Source organism: Labrenzia sp. OB1 (assembly GCF_001624695.1).
Lineage (GTDB): Bacteria > Pseudomonadota > Alphaproteobacteria > Rhizobiales > Stappiaceae > Roseibium.
The window spans coordinates 14,099-29,827 of record NZ_JSEP01000021.1 but is presented as its reverse complement, the minus strand read 5'-3'; the positions used below and the strand labels follow the sequence as shown (position 1 = coordinate 29,827).

13 protein-coding genes are annotated in these 15,729 nt (G+C 60.8%); 10 read left to right on the top strand and 3 right to left on the bottom strand.

The features are described from left to right. Positions 1–4 precede the first annotated feature (4 nt). From OA90_RS22160 to OA90_RS22150, 3 genes are read left to right on the top strand one after another with little or no spacing between them, the layout of a single operon-like run. Positions 5–814 carry an ABC transporter ATP-binding protein gene (locus OA90_RS22160; RefSeq protein WP_068417684.1) on the top strand — a complete coding sequence of 270 codons (810 nt, stop codon included), beginning with the start codon at positions 5–7 and terminating at the stop codon, positions 812–814. Between the two features lie 10 nt (positions 815–824). Further along, the gene (locus OA90_RS22155; RefSeq protein WP_068417680.1) at positions 825–2,822 is read left to right on the top strand and encodes an MlaD family protein; all 1,998 of its coding nucleotides are present in this window, start codon (positions 825–827) and stop codon (positions 2,820–2,822) included. 29 nt (positions 2,823–2,851) lie between these two features. Then, positions 2,852–3,457 (top strand): ABC-type transport auxiliary lipoprotein family protein, encoded by a 606-nt coding sequence (locus OA90_RS22150; protein WP_068417834.1) that lies wholly within the window; start codon positions 2,852–2,854, stop codon positions 3,455–3,457. Positions 3,458–3,768: 311 nt separating this feature from the next. Here the strand turns inward: OA90_RS22150 and OA90_RS22145 are convergent, their stop codons facing one another. Further along, complete coding sequence (locus OA90_RS22145) at positions 3,769–9,144, bottom strand: antitoxin (protein ID WP_068417673.1); 5,376 nt, start codon at positions 9,142–9,144, stop codon at positions 3,769–3,771. 279 nt (positions 9,145–9,423) lie between these two features. Between OA90_RS22145 and OA90_RS22140 the strand changes: the two genes are divergently transcribed. The 3 genes from OA90_RS22140 to OA90_RS22130 all read left to right on the top strand — a co-directional run bounded on the left by OA90_RS22140 (position 9,424) and on the right by OA90_RS22130 (position 10,914). Continuing rightward, a complete protein-coding gene (locus tag OA90_RS22140) occupies positions 9,424–9,738 on the top strand; it encodes a hypothetical protein (RefSeq protein ID WP_068417672.1) in 315 nt (104 codons plus the stop codon). A 252-nt stretch (positions 9,739–9,990) separates the two neighbouring features. Beyond that, positions 9,991–10,353: an Hpt domain-containing protein gene (locus OA90_RS22135; RefSeq protein ID WP_208986249.1), complete on the top strand. Its 363-nt coding sequence runs from the start codon at positions 9,991–9,993 to the stop codon at positions 10,351–10,353. A gap of 240 nt (positions 10,354–10,593) precedes the next feature. Beyond that, the gene (locus tag OA90_RS22130; RefSeq protein WP_068417831.1) at positions 10,594–10,914 is read left to right on the top strand and encodes a 2Fe-2S iron-sulfur cluster-binding protein; all 321 of its coding nucleotides are present in this window, start codon (positions 10,594–10,596) and stop codon (positions 10,912–10,914) included. A 98-nt stretch (positions 10,915–11,012) separates the two neighbouring features. Here the strand turns inward: OA90_RS22130 and OA90_RS22125 are convergent, their stop codons facing one another. Beyond that, a complete protein-coding gene (locus tag OA90_RS22125) occupies positions 11,013–12,239 on the bottom strand; it encodes an MFS transporter (RefSeq protein WP_068417828.1) in 1,227 nt (408 codons plus the stop codon). 245 nt (positions 12,240–12,484) lie between these two features. Between OA90_RS22125 and OA90_RS22120 the strand changes: the two genes are divergently transcribed. The 4 genes from OA90_RS22120 (at position 12,485) to OA90_RS22105 (ending at position 14,422) form a co-directional block, all read left to right on the top strand. Continuing rightward, positions 12,485–12,865 carry a hypothetical protein gene (locus OA90_RS22120; protein ID WP_156510600.1) on the top strand — a complete coding sequence of 127 codons (381 nt, stop codon included), beginning with the start codon at positions 12,485–12,487 and terminating at the stop codon, positions 12,863–12,865. After that, positions 12,865–13,062, top strand: a complete 198-nt coding sequence (locus tag OA90_RS22115; RefSeq protein ID WP_068417664.1) for a helix-turn-helix transcriptional regulator — start codon at positions 12,865–12,867, stop codon at positions 13,060–13,062. The genes OA90_RS22120 and OA90_RS22115 overlap by 1 nt, the downstream gene beginning before the upstream one ends. A 73-nt stretch (positions 13,063–13,135) precedes the next feature. Next, positions 13,136–13,924: a helix-turn-helix transcriptional regulator gene (locus OA90_RS22110; RefSeq protein WP_068417660.1), complete on the top strand. Its 789-nt coding sequence runs from the start codon at positions 13,136–13,138 to the stop codon at positions 13,922–13,924. A gap of 69 nt (positions 13,925–13,993) precedes the next feature. Then, positions 13,994–14,422, top strand: coding sequence for a universal stress protein (locus OA90_RS22105; RefSeq protein ID WP_068417658.1), 429 nt, complete (start codon positions 13,994–13,996; stop codon positions 14,420–14,422). A gap of 116 nt (positions 14,423–14,538) precedes the next feature. Here the strand turns inward: OA90_RS22105 and OA90_RS22100 are convergent, their stop codons facing one another. Further along, positions 14,539–15,714 (bottom strand): VWA domain-containing protein, encoded by a 1,176-nt coding sequence (locus tag OA90_RS22100; RefSeq protein ID WP_068417655.1) that lies wholly within the window; start codon positions 15,712–15,714, stop codon positions 14,539–14,541. Positions 15,715–15,729: the final 15 nt, after the last annotated feature.

Genomic DNA, 15,729 nt, shown 5'->3' with positions numbered 1-15,729 from the left:
ATCCATGTCGCTGACCGAAGCCGAATATACCCAGACCGATGTCGAACCGACCGGCGACGGCACCGACTATGTCCTTTCCGTGCGCGGCGTTACCGTCGGATTCGGCAGCAAGGTCATCCTTCAGAACCTGGATCTGGATGTGCGCCGCGGGGAAGTGCTCGGGTTTGTCGGCGGCTCTGGCACCGGCAAGTCGGTGCTGATGCGGACGATACTCGGTCTGAACCAGAAGCGGGCCGGCGCGATTTCGGTCTTCGGACACGATCTGTCGACGGCGACCGACTCCGAACGCAAGACCATCGAGCGCCGCTGGGGGGTCCTGTTCCAGCAAGGGGCGCTGTTTTCCTCGCTCACCGTGAAGCAGAACATCCAGGTGCCGATGCGCGAACACCTGAAGCTTTCGCCGCAACTGATGGACGAACTGGCGACCCTGAAGCTGGAGCTTGTCGGTCTGTCGCAGGATGCTGCGGACAAGCTGCCGTCGGAGCTTTCCGGTGGTATGATCAAGCGCGCCAGCCTGGCCCGCGCCCTTGCGCTGGATCCGGATTTGGTGTTTCTGGACGAGCCGACGTCCGGGCTCGATCCGATCAGCGCTGCGGCCTTTGATTCGCTCATTGCAAATCTCAGTTCAACCCTCGGGCTGACTGTTTATATGGTCACTCACGATCTGGATAGTCTCCATTCTATCTGCGATCGTATCGCTGTCCTTGGAAAAAAACGTGTTCTGGCAATCGGAACACTGGACGATATGATGAAAAACGATGATTCCTGGATTAAATCGTATTTCCGGGGTGAACGGGCGTTGCGCCGGGTATAGGTAGGACTGGATGGAAACGCGAGCGAACTACATTCTGATCGGTGCCTTTATGGTCGCTGTCCTGATCAGTGCGTTCGGATTCGTGTACTGGCTGGCCGTGACGGCGGAATCCCGCCAGAACGTGCAGGTCAAAATCTATTTCCCGGGTCCCGTCACCGGCCTGCCCGTGGGCGGGCAGGTGCTTTTCAACGGGATCAAGGTCGGAGATGTCAGTTCGCTGGATTTCGCTCCGGACGACCCGACCAAGGTTGTCGCCACCGTGGGCATCAAACCGACCACCCCCGTACGCGAAGACACCAAGGCAACCTTGAACTTCACCGGCCTGACGGGGGTTGCCTATGTCGATCTCAGCGGCGGTACCTCTGCGTCACCGTTGCTGCTGAGCGATTACGATGAAGACAAGGTGCCGGTCATCTACGCCGACAAATCCTTCTTCGACGATATCGTCGACGGTGCGCGCGACGTTCTCAAGCGCGCCGATTCCACCATGAAGACGGTCGATGACTTCCTGGTGGAAAACGGCCCGGTCGTCACCAGCACCATCAAGAACGTGGAAACCTTCTCCGCCGCCCTGGCCGCGAACTCGGACGGCGTGAAGACATTCATGGCGAGCATAGGCAAGGCATCGGAGGCTTTTGCGAGCCTGTCGGGACGTATGGAACCTCTCGTGGATCAGGGTGAGCGCCTGCTGGCCGCCGTTCCCTCGGACAAGGTCACCGCGATCGTCGACAATCTCACCTCGTTCTCCGAAAGTCTCGGGAATGCCAGCAAGGATATCGATCTTCTTCTTTCCGACGCCCGCGGCGCGGCGCAGGAGCTGCAGAAATTCAGCGAGGGCCTGAACGGCAGCCTTGGCGAGGTCAAGAAAATTGTCAGCGAGATCAAGCCGGAGCAGGTCGCGCGTATCATGGAAGGTGCGTCTGCTGTCGGCGACCTGCTTGAAAATCGTTCTGGCGATATCGACAAGCTGATCGTTGCGACTAGCGAAACGATGCAGAATGTCAACGGCATCGTCGAGTCGGTCAAACAGCGCAGCAGTGACATCACGGAAATTCTCGCCGGTAGCAGGGATGTGGTGGTGAAGGTCGATGCCATCATGACCAGGGGCGTGGAGATCGCCGCAGCCATCGATCCGCTTGATGTCGAGGGAATCGTGAACTCGGTCGGCAGCTTCACCGACGGTCTGAACGTCTCGCTCGCCCGGGTTGACGACATCGTCGCCAATGTCGATCCGCAGAAGGTCGGCAACGCGGTGGATGGTGCCGCCAGCTTTATCGACAACATCAACAACCAGCAGACCCAGATCAATGACATCATCGCCTCGACCAAGGCGACGGTGCAGAATTTCGAAGCGGTCTCGGCGACGGTTCGCGGACAGGACGACCGGATTGCTGCGCTGATCACCGATGTTCAGGAAGCGGCCACACGGTTTGCCTCGACGCTGCAAACCGCGGACGATCTGCTGAAGGCGGTGGATCCCGCCAAGGTTTCCAATATCGTCGGCTCCATCGAGACGGCAGCTGCGGATCTGACGAGCCCTCAGGACGGGATACCGGCTGTGCTGGCGAGTGCGAGGCAAGCCGCCGACAACGTGCAGCGCATGACGGACGACCTTTCAAAGCGCACGCCGGACGTCGACCAGATCATCACCGATGCCAAACAGATGACAGCAACGCTGAATTCCACGTCGGTGCGTGTGGAAAGCCTGGTTGAGAAGGTTTCCACGATGGTGGACGGGGACGGCGAGGGCCTGATCAAGGAAGCGACCCTGGCGGCGCAGGCAATCAGAAAAGTGGCCGTGGCGTTTGAAAGCCGTGCGGATTCAATTGCCGGTGGCCTGTCGAAGTTCGCGACCCAGGGGTCCGCCGATTTCGCTTCCGCCCTGGGGCAATTCAACCGGACGCTGGTGTCTATCCAGCGCGCCGCGGAGAGTTTTGAGCGCAGTCCGAACCGGGTGATCTTCGGTGGGGAAGACGTGCCGACCTATACCGGCGGCCGGCGGCGTTGATGATGAAGAGTTTTAAGGGGCAGGGCGTTATGACGAAGGCAACCACTGACATGACCCGGCGGGGCGTGCTTGGCGTTCTCGGGCTGGGCGTGCTGGTCACCGGTTGCGCGAGTTCCACGCCCTCCGCCTATTACGGGATCGAAGCGGCCGATGTCGGCGGTCTGACGGGGCGGTCCAGTCGCGTCCAGTTGCTGGTGTCGTCGCCGCGCGCTTTGAAAGCGCTCGACAGCAGCTATATCGCCGTGGTCGACAAGGGCCCCGTCTACAGCTATTTCCCCGGCTCCGCCTGGGCGGACACTTTGCCGAATGTTGTGCAGCTCAAGCTCGTCGAAACCTTGCAGAACACCGGCCGCCTGCGTGGTGTCGGTCTGCCGGGAGACGGACTTCTGATCGACTATCAGCTGCAAAGCGAAATCCGCGCATTCGAGCTCAGGCTCGGCAGCGGCAACCGGGGGGTCGTCGAGATTTCCGCACGGATCGTCAACGACCGCAACGGCCGGTCGGTCGCTACCAAGGTGTTCCGCGCGGAAACACCGGCGGGTGCGACCTCCGTCGACAAGGCCGTCGAAGCCATGAACCGCTCCGCCGACCGTGTTTTTGCGGAAATAGCGGCCTGGACGCTGCAGAACGTTTAAACGTGTCTGCTGTCTCTCTTCCGGGGCCGCATCAATGCCCGCGAGACAAATCCGCGACATTACTCTCCCTGAGGCCGTCCCGATCTGGCCTGGCTTGATCGGCGTGATTGCGCAGCCGCCTTTCCCCCAGCGAATATTGCTCTCTGCGGGCTCGACAGCTCTCGCCAGTCGCTGAAGTCCCGTAGCGAAAGTGCACCGCTGCTCGCTCTTTCACCGCTCCGGGAAAGAGCAGGCTTGGTGCGCGTAGTGTCGCCAGCCAACAAAAAAGGCGGGCCGAAGCCCGCCTTTATTCGTTTGGATGATCGCGCCGCTTAATCGAGACGGCCGCTGGCGTGCGCCAGCATGGTGTAGACCTTGCCGGTATCCGACGTGAGATAGGTCTGACCCAGCATGTTGTCGCGGTCGTTGCGCGAGACCTGGGCCAGAAGCTGTTCGAAGTCGGCCACGTAGCGTTCCACGGCGGTGCGGAACTCGGGGTCGCGGGAATACTTCTGACGGATCTCGTCGAAGGTCTGCTGGCCCTGCAGCGTGTAGAGGCGCCGGGTGAACACATGTCGCTCGCCGCCACGATAACGGTTCCACAGGTCGATGAAGGTCTCGTGATCGATTGCCCGGGCGATATCGACGGACAGTGAATTGAGGCTTTCAACGGTCTGCAGCGGTGTGCGGCCCGGCTGGATGTCGCTGTCGGCATCCTCGTCGCGCGACGCGCGGCGCAGGAGATCGGACACCCAGCCCTTGCCACCGGAACCGCCCGTTTCGGCCTGTGCCGGTTGCTGCCGGCGCGTGTCCATCGGACGGCTCTGTGCCGGGCGCTGTTCGCCGGCTGGGGCTGTCTGCGGACGGGCGGGGGAGGCGGGGGCGTAATTGACCGGCGCCGGTGCTGGTGCGGCAGCGGCAGATGCCGTTGCTGCCTGCGGGCGGGAGAGGTCAAGTACATTGGACTGCTTGGCGACGATCTCCGACAATTCGGTCAGCGCGCGGATCTGCTCGTTGACCACCTTGCGCAGGGCCGCCGAGGACTCCTCGGCTTCGTCCGGCAGGTTGAGGACGCCCTGTTTGAGTTCGGACCGGGTCGCCTCCAGCTCGCGGTGAACGTCGCGAGCGACGTCGCGCATGCGCACCGCCGCATCGTTGAAGCGTTCGGATGCCTCGCTGACCGTGCGGGTCATTTCGGCAATGATGTCATCCTGTGCTGCGCGGACCGCATCGCGTGCCTTCTGGCCTTCCATTCCGGCTGTCAGGCGCATGGACTCGAACTGCTCGGCCACCTGTCTGGAAGCTGCCTCCGCGGCGGCGCCCAGCATGTTGGCTGCTTCGCGGGCCTTGTCGTCAGCCGTTTCCAGCGTGCTGGACAGGGTCTGCGTGAAGGACCGCATGAGCGTGTCGACCGACTCGGTTTTCGCCAGCAGCGTATCGGCAACTTCCTCGATTGCCGTGCGGCGGTCTGCGACGCGGTTTTCCACGGACCGGTTGGTTTCTTCCAGGTAACGAGCCGCCTTGGTCAGTTCCTCCGACTGATCGCCGAAGCGGTTCGTCAGGTTCATGATGTCGGCAAGGGTCGTCTCGGTCACATCGCGCAGGTTCGCAACCTGTTCGGTGATGACGGATGTCGTCGAATTGGTCTCGCCGACGGCCCTGTCAACCGCGGAGCGGAACTCACCGGCGCGGCGGGCAAGGTTGCCTTCCACTTCGCTGAGGTTCTCTCCGGCCGTGGCGACAATACCCTGCAGATTGGTATTGGAAGCCTCGATCTTGACGAGAATTTCGGAAACATCCGCTTCCAGACGGCGCCGCGTCTCCGTAAGGAGGGATGTGGCGTGTTCGCTGCGCTCGTTGATGCTGGTGACGATCTTCTCACCGGCCTCGACCAGCGAGCGGGTCGCATCCAGCCCGGTGTGGGCGAAGGTATCCGTAACGTCGCGGCCCTTGACGGTGATGGCTTCCAGAATGGCACCGTGGACCTCGGACAGGCGTCCGGTCAGGTCGTTGGCGCGCATCTCTATGGCCTTGACGAGTTCGTTGCCATCCGCGCCGACAATTTTGGCCAGTTCGCCGGAGCGGGCGCCGAAGGCTTCGTTGAGGCTGTTCGCCTTCTCCAGAAGTTCGTTGGCGACCTCGTTGCCACGGCCCACCAGAAGCTCCGCTGCTTCCGCAACGGCGCTGTTGACCCGGGCACGCACGATGCCGGCTTCGCTCGACATCTGGCCGCGGATTTCTTCCAGCGTCTTGGCGAGCGTCAGGCGGGCCTGTTCGCTTTCGGCGGACAGGTTGCCGGAAATCTCGGCGATAAGACCGGAGAGTTCGTTGCGGACCTTGTCGCTTTCGCCGGTGAGGGACCCGCTGAATTCCGCCAGCGTGCCCGCATAGAGGGTACGTGCCTTTTCGCTTTCCGCTGACATCGCACGGGCAGCGTCTCCGACGGCCGAGAACACGAGGTCGCGGATCTTGATGCTTTCGCCGGACATGGAGCCGGTCGCCTGGTTCATGGCCGAAGTGACGGCTTCGGCCGCTTTCTGGCTTTCGCCCACCAGCACGCCGCGGGCTTCGCCCACGGTGCCGAGCACGATCTGGCGCATGCGGTCGCCTTCGCCGGCAAGCTTTTCCGTCGCATCGGCGAGCGCCCCGTCGACAATTTCGACGGTCTTGTTGCGCTCATCGGAAAGTGACTGGACCGCGGCTCCGACGGCTTCCTGAACCACATCGCGCAAACGGGTGCTCTCAGTGGACAGGGTGGAGCCGGCTTCGGCGATCACGGTCGTGAGGATGTCACGGGCGCGCTCGCTTTCACCGGTGAGAGTGCCGGAGATGCTTTCCAGGCGCTCGTTGAGCAACGTTTCGAGCTGGGTTGCGCGGGAATCGAGGGTTTCCGCGACCTCGAACACCTTGGCGCCCAGGGAAACGTTGATCTCGGCGATCCGCTCGGAGAGGGATTCGGTCAGCTCGGCACTCTGCTTGCCCAGAACGCTTCCGGCTTCCGCCAGACGGTTGTCCAGAGCCGAGGTCATTTCGTCCTGGCCATCGACAAATGCCTGGGCGATCTCTTTGGTGCGCGAAATCAGGGTTTCGGAGATCTGACGCGCACGTGCGTCGAGTGTTTCGTCGATCCGGTCTGTGCCGCTCGTCATGGAGACGGAGAGCAACTCGGCTTTCTCGGCCATGGACGATGCCGCGCCGTCGACACGGGTCGACAGGGACTGACCGATTTCCTCGGCGCGTTCCGCCAGAGTGTTGCCTGCATCTTCGATGCGCTGACCAAGCTGCAGGGTGATTGCGTCGGAGCGATCCGCCAGAATATCGGTGATGTTGCGGGTCTTTTCCTCCAGGGCATCGCTGATACCGGACGTGCGGTGGTCGATAGCATCCGCAAGGATCTGCGTCCGGGTTTCCAGGGTCGCCTCGAATGCGGCGGTTCGCTGGTCAAGCGTGAGGTCCAGCGTGTTGATGTGGCTTCCGAGGGACGTGTCCATCGTTGCGATACGGTCGCCGAGCGAGGCATCCATCATGTCGATGCGTGTCGCGAAGGTGCTGTCGAGGCCCGACAGGCGGCTGTCGAGTGCTTCCGACAAGACTTCCGTCCTGGAATCGAAGGCATCGATTAATTGGCCGCCGCGTTCGCCAACAAGGGTTTCCAGTTCGGCCAGACGCGAGGACAGGCCTTCCTGCAGGGCGAGGCCGCGCACATCCAGCGTTTCGGCGATCTTGCCGCTGATCTCGTTGATGTTGCTGGTCACACGGTCACCGCGGCTGCCGATCAGTTCGGCAAGCTGGGTGCCGGTTTCGGCAAGTTTATCGGTGAGGGCGGATGTCTGCTCACCGAGGCCGGTCGAGAATTTGTAGGACACGCCTTCGAGAGTTTGACGGAAGCCGTCCGTCTGCTGCTCGAGAACCGTCGCCATCTCGTTGCTGCGGGCCGCCAGACGTTCGTCCAGCTCACTGCCGTTGATGGAGATCGCCGTGTAGATGCGTTCGGAGATCGTATCGAGTTTCTCGGCCAGTTCCCCACCGCGTACGGTGATGGTCTCGGTGAGTGAACCTGCGGTTTCGTCCAGCTTGGAGGCGATTTCGCCGCCGCGCAGGGAGAGATCGACAACAATGCTTTCGCCTGTGCCGCGCAGAATCTCGGACACTTCGGTGGACCGGCTCGACAGGGTGTCGACGATTTCCGCGCCACGGATGGATATGGTGTCGGTGACAGTCTGACCGCGTTCGGAGATGCTTTCCACGACCCGGTTGCCTGTTTCGGCAAGGGACTCGTCCAGCGAGGTCACGCGGGTGTCGACCGTCCCGACCAGCTCTTCGGTACGAGCGGTGATCGTGTCGATCAGGCGGCCGGATGTCAGCGACAGGTTGGCGTTGATTTCCTCGCCACGCTGGGTGATGATTTCGCTGACCGACGCACCGGTGCTTTCCATCGAGTTGCGGAACTCATCCGCCTTGGTGCTCAGAGTCTCGATGACCGAGGTGCTTGAAGAGGTGAGGGTCTCGTTGATGTCGCTGCCGCGGGAGGTGAGGGTCTCGACGAACTGGTTCGCGGTTTCGGCGAAGCGCTCGTTCACTTCGTTGCCGCGGATCGACAGCGTCTCCCACATCGTGGAGCCGGTCTCGGCCAGATTGTCGACCAGATCGTTGCCGGTGGTGGACAGGCGGGAGACATAGTCCTCCGCACGTACCGTGAGGGAATCGACCAGTTCGCTGCCGGAAGCATGCAGGGTCGCGCCAAGCGTCTCGATGCGCGAGTCCACGCTGGAGGTCAGTTCCTCCACGCGGCTGTTCACCGCGTCGATCATCCGCTGGGTCGCCGTTTCCACAGTGCTGCCCAGTTCACCGGAGGTGTTGGTCATCTGCGCGGCGAAGCTTTCATGGGCGCCGGCGATGGTTTCGCGCACCCGTTCGGCGTTCATGACGATGGATTCACGCTGGCTGACCAGTTCCTCGATCAGGCTGCGGATCTTGAGTTCATTGTCGTTATAGGACCGCTCGAGGGAAGACACCTCGTTGTGGACCAGGACTTCCAGCTCGCTGGCGCGGGCGATCGCGCGCTCGATGCCGTCACCCATTGCCGCCACTTCGCGGCGGATGGCCTGTCCGACACTGAGGATGGATTCCTTGGCCATGTCTTCCGGTTCGGCCAGACGCAGGGCGACTTCGGTCATGCCGCGGGCGACGATACGCATTTCCTGCGCGCGCCAGATCATCATGGCCATGACGAAGAAGAAGACGATCGGCACCACGATCCCGGCGCCGGCCAGGATCATTTCCGGCGAGCCGAGAAGGGCCTGAAGATCGTTGATGGTGGAAACCTTGTCGGCGAAGGCTGTCAGGAAAAGACTGCTGCCGAGGGCGGCCCAGATGGCGCTCAGCGCCAGGGCACCCCAGAAGGGCGTGGAGGAGGGGCGGCGCTGCAGGGCGTAAATCAGAGTGCCGATGTTTCGGCGGTCGTCATTGGCCGCGGGCGGTCGTCCGCCGCGTCCCCGGCGCCGGGACTGGCGCTGTTCGTCCCGAGAAGAGGATCCCGGCTTGGCCGTCTGGGATCTGCGCGCCGTGTCCGCTTCCACAGCCACGCTCGCCTCCGCAGCCGGTTGGGTTGCTGCCGCTTCAGGGCCGCCGAAGTCAAGCTTCAGGGCTTCTTCAACCGCAGACAGTGCCGCTTCCGCCGGATCTTTCGCCTTTGTCGGATTTGCCATTTAGGGTCGCCTCACGTCCGTACTCATTACACGCCGGTAATTTCAGCCTGCTGCTTTCGCAGCACTCCACAGTGACTACCGGATGCGCCAATTTTACGGCCGCAGTTCGACAGAACTGAACCGTGGATATTGTCCTAGAGGAGGGCCGCCGCCGACCGACCGTGAACTTTACGTTCGACGGTACACTCCCCATCTTGCCGCATCAGTAACTGTAATGGCACAATCTCTCCTAACGAACAAGAAACGGCAATAGCGTGAGTCACTTAAGGGGCTGTTTGAATGCCAGAATCGAAGTCTGAAGACGTCGTGAAAGAGGATCGCAACACTGCTTCGGCCCCTGCGCTCAAAGCGGGAAACCTGACCGCTGCGCAAAAGCGATGGTTGCTGAAGGGGCTCGATCAGGCGGGTGGCAAGCTGCCGTTGTTCGACGGCAGCGGACGGGAAATTCCTGCGCGCACAATCCGGGCCTGTATCGAGGCAGGCTGGGCAGAGCCTTGGTTTTCCAACCCAATCAAGCCCGATTGGCTCGTCTGCAAGCTGACGCCTGCAGCAGTTGAAGCACTCTCCGCAAGTCAAAACCGTGAAAAAAGTTAACGCCGAATCACTTAATTAAAATTTTATCGATTCAATGAAACGGCGAGATTGCAAGGATTTTTTTAATCGTATTTTGAAAGCCGTGTTAACCCGCGTTAACCAAAAAAACAATTTTTTGGGGACATTGGGCCGAAGAGCTCGTCCGGCGGGTGCGTTTAACCGGGTGTTTGGGGGTTCTGGCGCACAGTCTCTCCAGTCATAGCTTGCGGCGGAGTGCCGTCAGGCATGAGTTGAGCAGTTTGGAGCACCTACATGGCCCCCTCATCCATGGCCCGTGTCGCCGGCCGGACCGGGCCCGAAGCACCGATAGATCTGGTGCGACTGGCCACCAACACCCTGGGAAACCGGGATCTTGAAGTGCAGGTCCTTCATCTTTTCAAATCGCAATCCTCCACCACGCTTGAACGGCTGGCAGGAGAAACCGACGCTTCGGTGCGGTTCGAGCTCGTTCACACCCTGAAGGGGTCGGCGCTGGCGATCGGCGCGGAAAGGGTCGCGGTGGTTTGCGAGACCCTGGAAGGAAAGATGAGATCCGTGCCCAATCCGGCGACCGAGAGCCTGATCGCCGCAGTCGACGAGACCAATCGCTATATCCGGGATCTTCTGGAAGGCTGAACAGGCTGAGAGATTGCTTCCAGGCAAGTCTGCATCCCCGAGTGATAACGATTTTTCCGGGGCAGATTGACGCTAAGAAACGGCACGGTCCTTGACCTTTTTCACGGAAGCTTTATGTCGGGACGACCGGAGCGCAATGTTCCCGATGTGAAACGTGTGAGGATCGGCGCCCGTGGCGCTGAAAACGTTCATGACGGCACGGCGCTGCATTGACCACAATTGAAGGCCTGGACGCGACGCATGCCGAAGATCACATTCATAAACGCCGATGGAACCCGGACCGATGTGGACGCCGCCGAAGGCTCCACCGTGATGGAAAACGCCATCAAGAACATGGTTCAGGGCATTGAAGCGGAATGCGGCGGGGCCTGCGCCTGCGCCACCTGCCATGTCTATGTGGACGAAGCGTGGCAGGGCAAGACCGGTTCCGCGGAGCCGATGGAAGAGGACATGCTCGATTTCGCCTATGATGTGAAGCCGAACTCGCGCCTTTCCTGCCAGATCAAGGTCACCGGTGAGCTTGACGGCCTGGTGGTCCATGTGCCTGAGCGGCAGGCCTGAACAAGCCGCCCGACGTCAACTGACATTCGACAAGCTGAAAGGATCGCCTGGCAACAGGGCAATCCTTTCGTGCTCCGTTCGCTGCGCGCGATTTGGCCTTACTCGGCCGGCTGAGCGACGGGCTTGCGGTACCAGAAGTCGACCTCCCGGCCTTCTTCCGGAGCGCTCGGGATCAGTGTCGCCAGCCCCAGGCTGAAGAGCGCCATGACGGCGCCGGACAGGAAGACCGCCGTCGGCGAGATCAGCCAGATCAGGCCGAACACCACTGGAATGAAGACCGCTGCGATGTGGTTGATCGTGAAAGCGACACCGGCAGTGGGTGCGATATCGGCCGGATCGGCGATCTTCTGGAAATAGGTCTTGATGGCGATCGCGATGGCGAAGAAGGCATGGTCGATCACATAGAGGCTGGCCGCCACCGTGGCGTTGGTGACGAAGGCGTAGCTGACGAAGACCAGGGACAGGCCGACATATTCCAGGACCAGCGCCTTGCGCTCGCCGAAGCGGACGATCAGTCTGCCGATCTTCGGTGCCAGAAGCATGTTGAAGAAGCCGTTGAGCAGAAACAGTCCGGCCACTTCGTGAACGTCGTAGCCGAAGCGTTCGACCATCAGGAAGCCCGCGAAGACCGTGAAGATCTGGCGGCGGGCACCGGCCATGAAGGTGAGGGCGTAGTAGAGCCAGTAGCGCTTTTTCAGGATCAGCTTCTTGTGCTGGGGTACGCCTTCCCTGAAATGCGGATAAGCCATCATCAGGAATGCCAGCACCACAAGGGTCAGCCCCCCGGCGATGGCGAAGACCGTGGTGAAGGACAGGTCGAACATCTTCCAGGCGACGAAGATGACGCCATAGGCAATCAACTGAGCGAAGGCGCCAACGGAAATGATCTTGCCCATGCTGGCGGCGGCTGTAGCCTTCGGCAGCCACTGCAGCGACAGCGACTGGGCCATGGTTTCATAGTAGTGAAACCCGATCGACATGATCAGCGTGGTGGCATAAAAGCCCAACGCGGTGGGAAAATACCCGGTGAGGGCAACGCCGACGCCAAGCATCAGCAGGGACAGATAGGCGAGCGTCTGCTCGCGCATCAGCAGCAGCAAGTAGATCGCCAGGAAACTCAGGAACCCCGGAATCTCGCGGATCGACTGCTGTATGCCGATCTCGCGACCGGTGAAATCCAGCTCCTGAACCGCAAAGTTGTTCATCAGGTTCCACCAGGCGGCAAAAGACAGCTGCATGGCGCCTGCCATGATCATCAAGAGCACTGCCGGGGAACGCCAGCCGGTGTTTCCATCCGTGCTGACGGATCGGGTGAAATAGGTCATTCCGTAGCCGTAGAAAGAGAAAATTGATCTGAGGCCAGCTTCTAGACCCATTTCCGGCATGCGTGTTAGCGCTGTTTTGTCACGATATGTTTTCGACTCGCCAAAAAGTCAAACTGACCCTCCCAAACTTCGCTTCCCCTTGCTGCGCCTGGCTCCGGGACGAGGTGTGTAAAGCAAGCTTTACAACAGCGCGATGATGTGAGATGTAAAGTCAGCTTTACAAATTGATGCCAAGGGGCGCGGAGATGAACCGCTTTGACAGGCTGACTTACCGGTATCTGGCGGAGACATTCAGCGGAACCGCGCTTTATGCTCTGGCGAGTTACCTTGCCCGGCAGTTCCTGGAAACGCACGATGCGCCGCTGGTGGTGGTTGCCGTTTCGTTTGCGGCGACCTTGCCGATGGGGCTTGCCCTTTGGGCTCAGGTGCGGTTCTACCGCAAGGTCGATGAGCGCGAACGGCATATTCTGGCCGTTGCCGGAGCGCTGACATTGCTTGCTGGTGTGTTCCTTGCGCTTTTTCTGGACAAGCTGGGCAATGCCTGGCCGGTCGATTTCAGTCTTTATGCGACCATCCTGATGATCGCCTGGTCGATCGCGACTGTGCTTGTGCGCCTCAGGACCTGATGCGCAATCACCTCAAGGACCTGAGATGCGCACAAGGCTGGTCCCAGGCGGCCCTGGCGGAGAAGCTGGACGTCACACGTCAGACCGTCATCGCGCTGGAGCGGGGCAGATACGATCCGAGCCTGCCGCTGGCCTTTCGCATCTCCCGGGTGTTCGGATTGCCGATCGAGCGGATATTCGATCCGGAAGATGGATAGGTCTGTACCCATGACTGCCGAAACCGGGTAATACAGACGTTGGTTTCAACAAGCGTGAAGGCCGGGGCAGACCATGCGCATTCATCCTGAGCTGGCGGAGTTCCCCAGGCATGCGGTCGCCGCGCCGATCATCGGTTATGCGCGGAGCGAATTGCAGGGGCAGAACAACGGCTGGCATGCCCATGATGCCGCGCAGCTTTTTCATGTGGTGAACGGATCGATCGCGATTGATACGGACATGGGCACCTATTTCGTGCCGCCGGAACGTGCGGTGTGGCTGCCACCCCGGGTCAGCCATCAGACGCGCTACCTGACGGACACCGAGTTGCGCTACATCTACGTCCAGTTCGAACATGCCAGGAACCTGCCGCAGTCGCCGCAGGTCATGCAGGTCACGACGCTCCTGCGCGCGCTGATCCTGGAGTTCATGTCCTATGCGCGTGCCGAAACGGAAGAGGGGCCGGCTGCGCGGATCGCCGCCGTCATTCTCGACCAGCTCAAGATGCTGCCCGCAGCGGGGCTGCAGCTTCCCATGCCGCAGGAGGCGCGGCTCAGGCAATTGTGTGACGACGTGGTGCGCTGTCCGGCCGATGTGCCCTCGCTCAGCGAGGCCGCCGAGCGCTGCGCCACCTCCGTCAGGTCCTTCGAGCGGCGGATCAAGGCGGAAACCGGGCTCAGCTACCGGACCTGGTGCCGGCAGGTGAAGCTGTTCCGCGCACTGGAACTGCTGGCCTGCGGGCGCAGCGTCTCCGATGTTTCCCACAAGCTGGGTTACGAAGGCCCGAGCGCATTCGTCGCAACATTCAAGAAGTCCTTCGGGGTGACGCCCGGACGGTATTTCGGCGGCAGCAATCCGGATTGATCTGGCTCATGGCGGCGCTCGGTGTCCACGGCGATGGTTGGACGAAACAACACGCCGGAGACAAGAGCCATGTTCAAGAAAATCCTCGTACCCCTGGATACCGCCGAACCGGGCTTCGCGGAGGAGGCCCTGGCGAAAGCCTCACAACTCGCCAGGGACTATGGCGCCAAGATCCATCTTTTGGCGGTGTGTCCGGAAGTGCAGAGCTTCGTGGCGAGCCAATTGCCGGAGGGCTGGCAAAAACGGGAAGTTGAGGCAACGACGCTCATACTTGAGGAAATCACTGCAAAGCTGGAGGTCCCTTCCGGGGTGGTCGACAGTCAGGTTCGCATGGGCACCGTTTATCACGAGGTGATCGAGGAAGCCGAAAAATCCGGCTGCGATCTCATTCTCATGACGTCTCACAAGCCGGGGCTTTCGACCTATTTCATCGGCTCCAACGCGGCGCATATCGTGCGTCATGCACCTTGCTCGGTGATGGTCCTGCGCGGCGACTGACGTGTTTTATACATAGCGTAATTCCGGCGGCCACTCTCCTGAGCCTGTGATGCGGGGTCGTAGCACACGCCCCAAGAGGCATGAAAGGAGAGTGGCCGCCGGAATTACACTATGTATTAGCGCGCCAGTTCCTTCATCCCCTCGGTCAGACCCTCCAGGGTCATCGGGAACATCCGTCCTTCCATCAACTCGTTCAGCATCTGGATGGACTGGGTGTAGCCCCAGTGTTCCTCGCGCACGGGGTTGAGCCAGATCGCGTTCTTGTAGAGCCCGGTGAGACGTTGCATCCAGGCCGATCCCGGTTCCTCGTTCCAGTGTTCCACCGAACCGCCGGGATAGGCGATCTCATAGGGACTCATGGAAGCGTCGCCGACAAAGATGATCTTGTAGTCGGCGGGATACTTGTGCAGCACGTCCATGGTCGGCAAGCGCTCGGTATGGCGGCGGCGGTTTTCCTTCCAGACGAATTCATAGGGGCAGTTATGGAAGTAGAAATGCTCCATGACCTTGAATTCCGAGCGGGCGGCGGAAAACAGTTCCTCGCAGACACGGATGTGATCGTCCATCGAACCGCCGATATCGAAGAACAGCAGCACCTTGACCGCATTGTGCCGTTCCGGGCGCATCTTTATATCGAGCAATCCCTTGTGAGCGGTCGAGCGGATGGTGCTGTCGAGGTCGAGTTCGTCGGCCGCCCCGGTGCGGGCGAAGTTCCTGAGGCGCTTGAGGGCTACCTGGATATTGCGTGAGCCCAGAAGCTGCGTGTCGTCCAAATCCCTGAATTCCCGCTTGTCCCAGACCTTGACCGCGCGCCGGTGACGGCTCTCGTGCTGGCCGATGCGAATGCCTTCCGGATTGTAGCCATAAGCGCCGAAGGGGGAGGTTCCGGCCGTCCCGATCCATTTGTTGCCGCCCTGGTGGCGTTTTTCCTGTTCCTTCAGGCGCTCGCGCAGGGTCTCCATGAGTTTTTCGAAGCCGCCCAGAGCCTCGATCTGCGCCTTGTCCTCTTCGCTCAGATGCTTTTCGGCGAGCTTGCGCAGCCAGTCTTCGGGGATGTCGGTCGCAGGGACGTCGCTCAACAGCTCCAGGCCCTTGAATACATGCGCGAAGACCCGGTCGAATTTGTCGAGATTGCTCTCGTCCTTCACCAGGCAGAGGCGGGCAAGATAGTAGAAGTCCTCGACGCTCTTTTCCGCCAGATCCTTGTCCAGCGCTTCCATAAGCGTCAGATATTCGCGCATTGAGACCGGTATTCCGGCGGATTTCAGCTCGGTGAAGAAATTGATGAACATGACAGGAAAATAGCG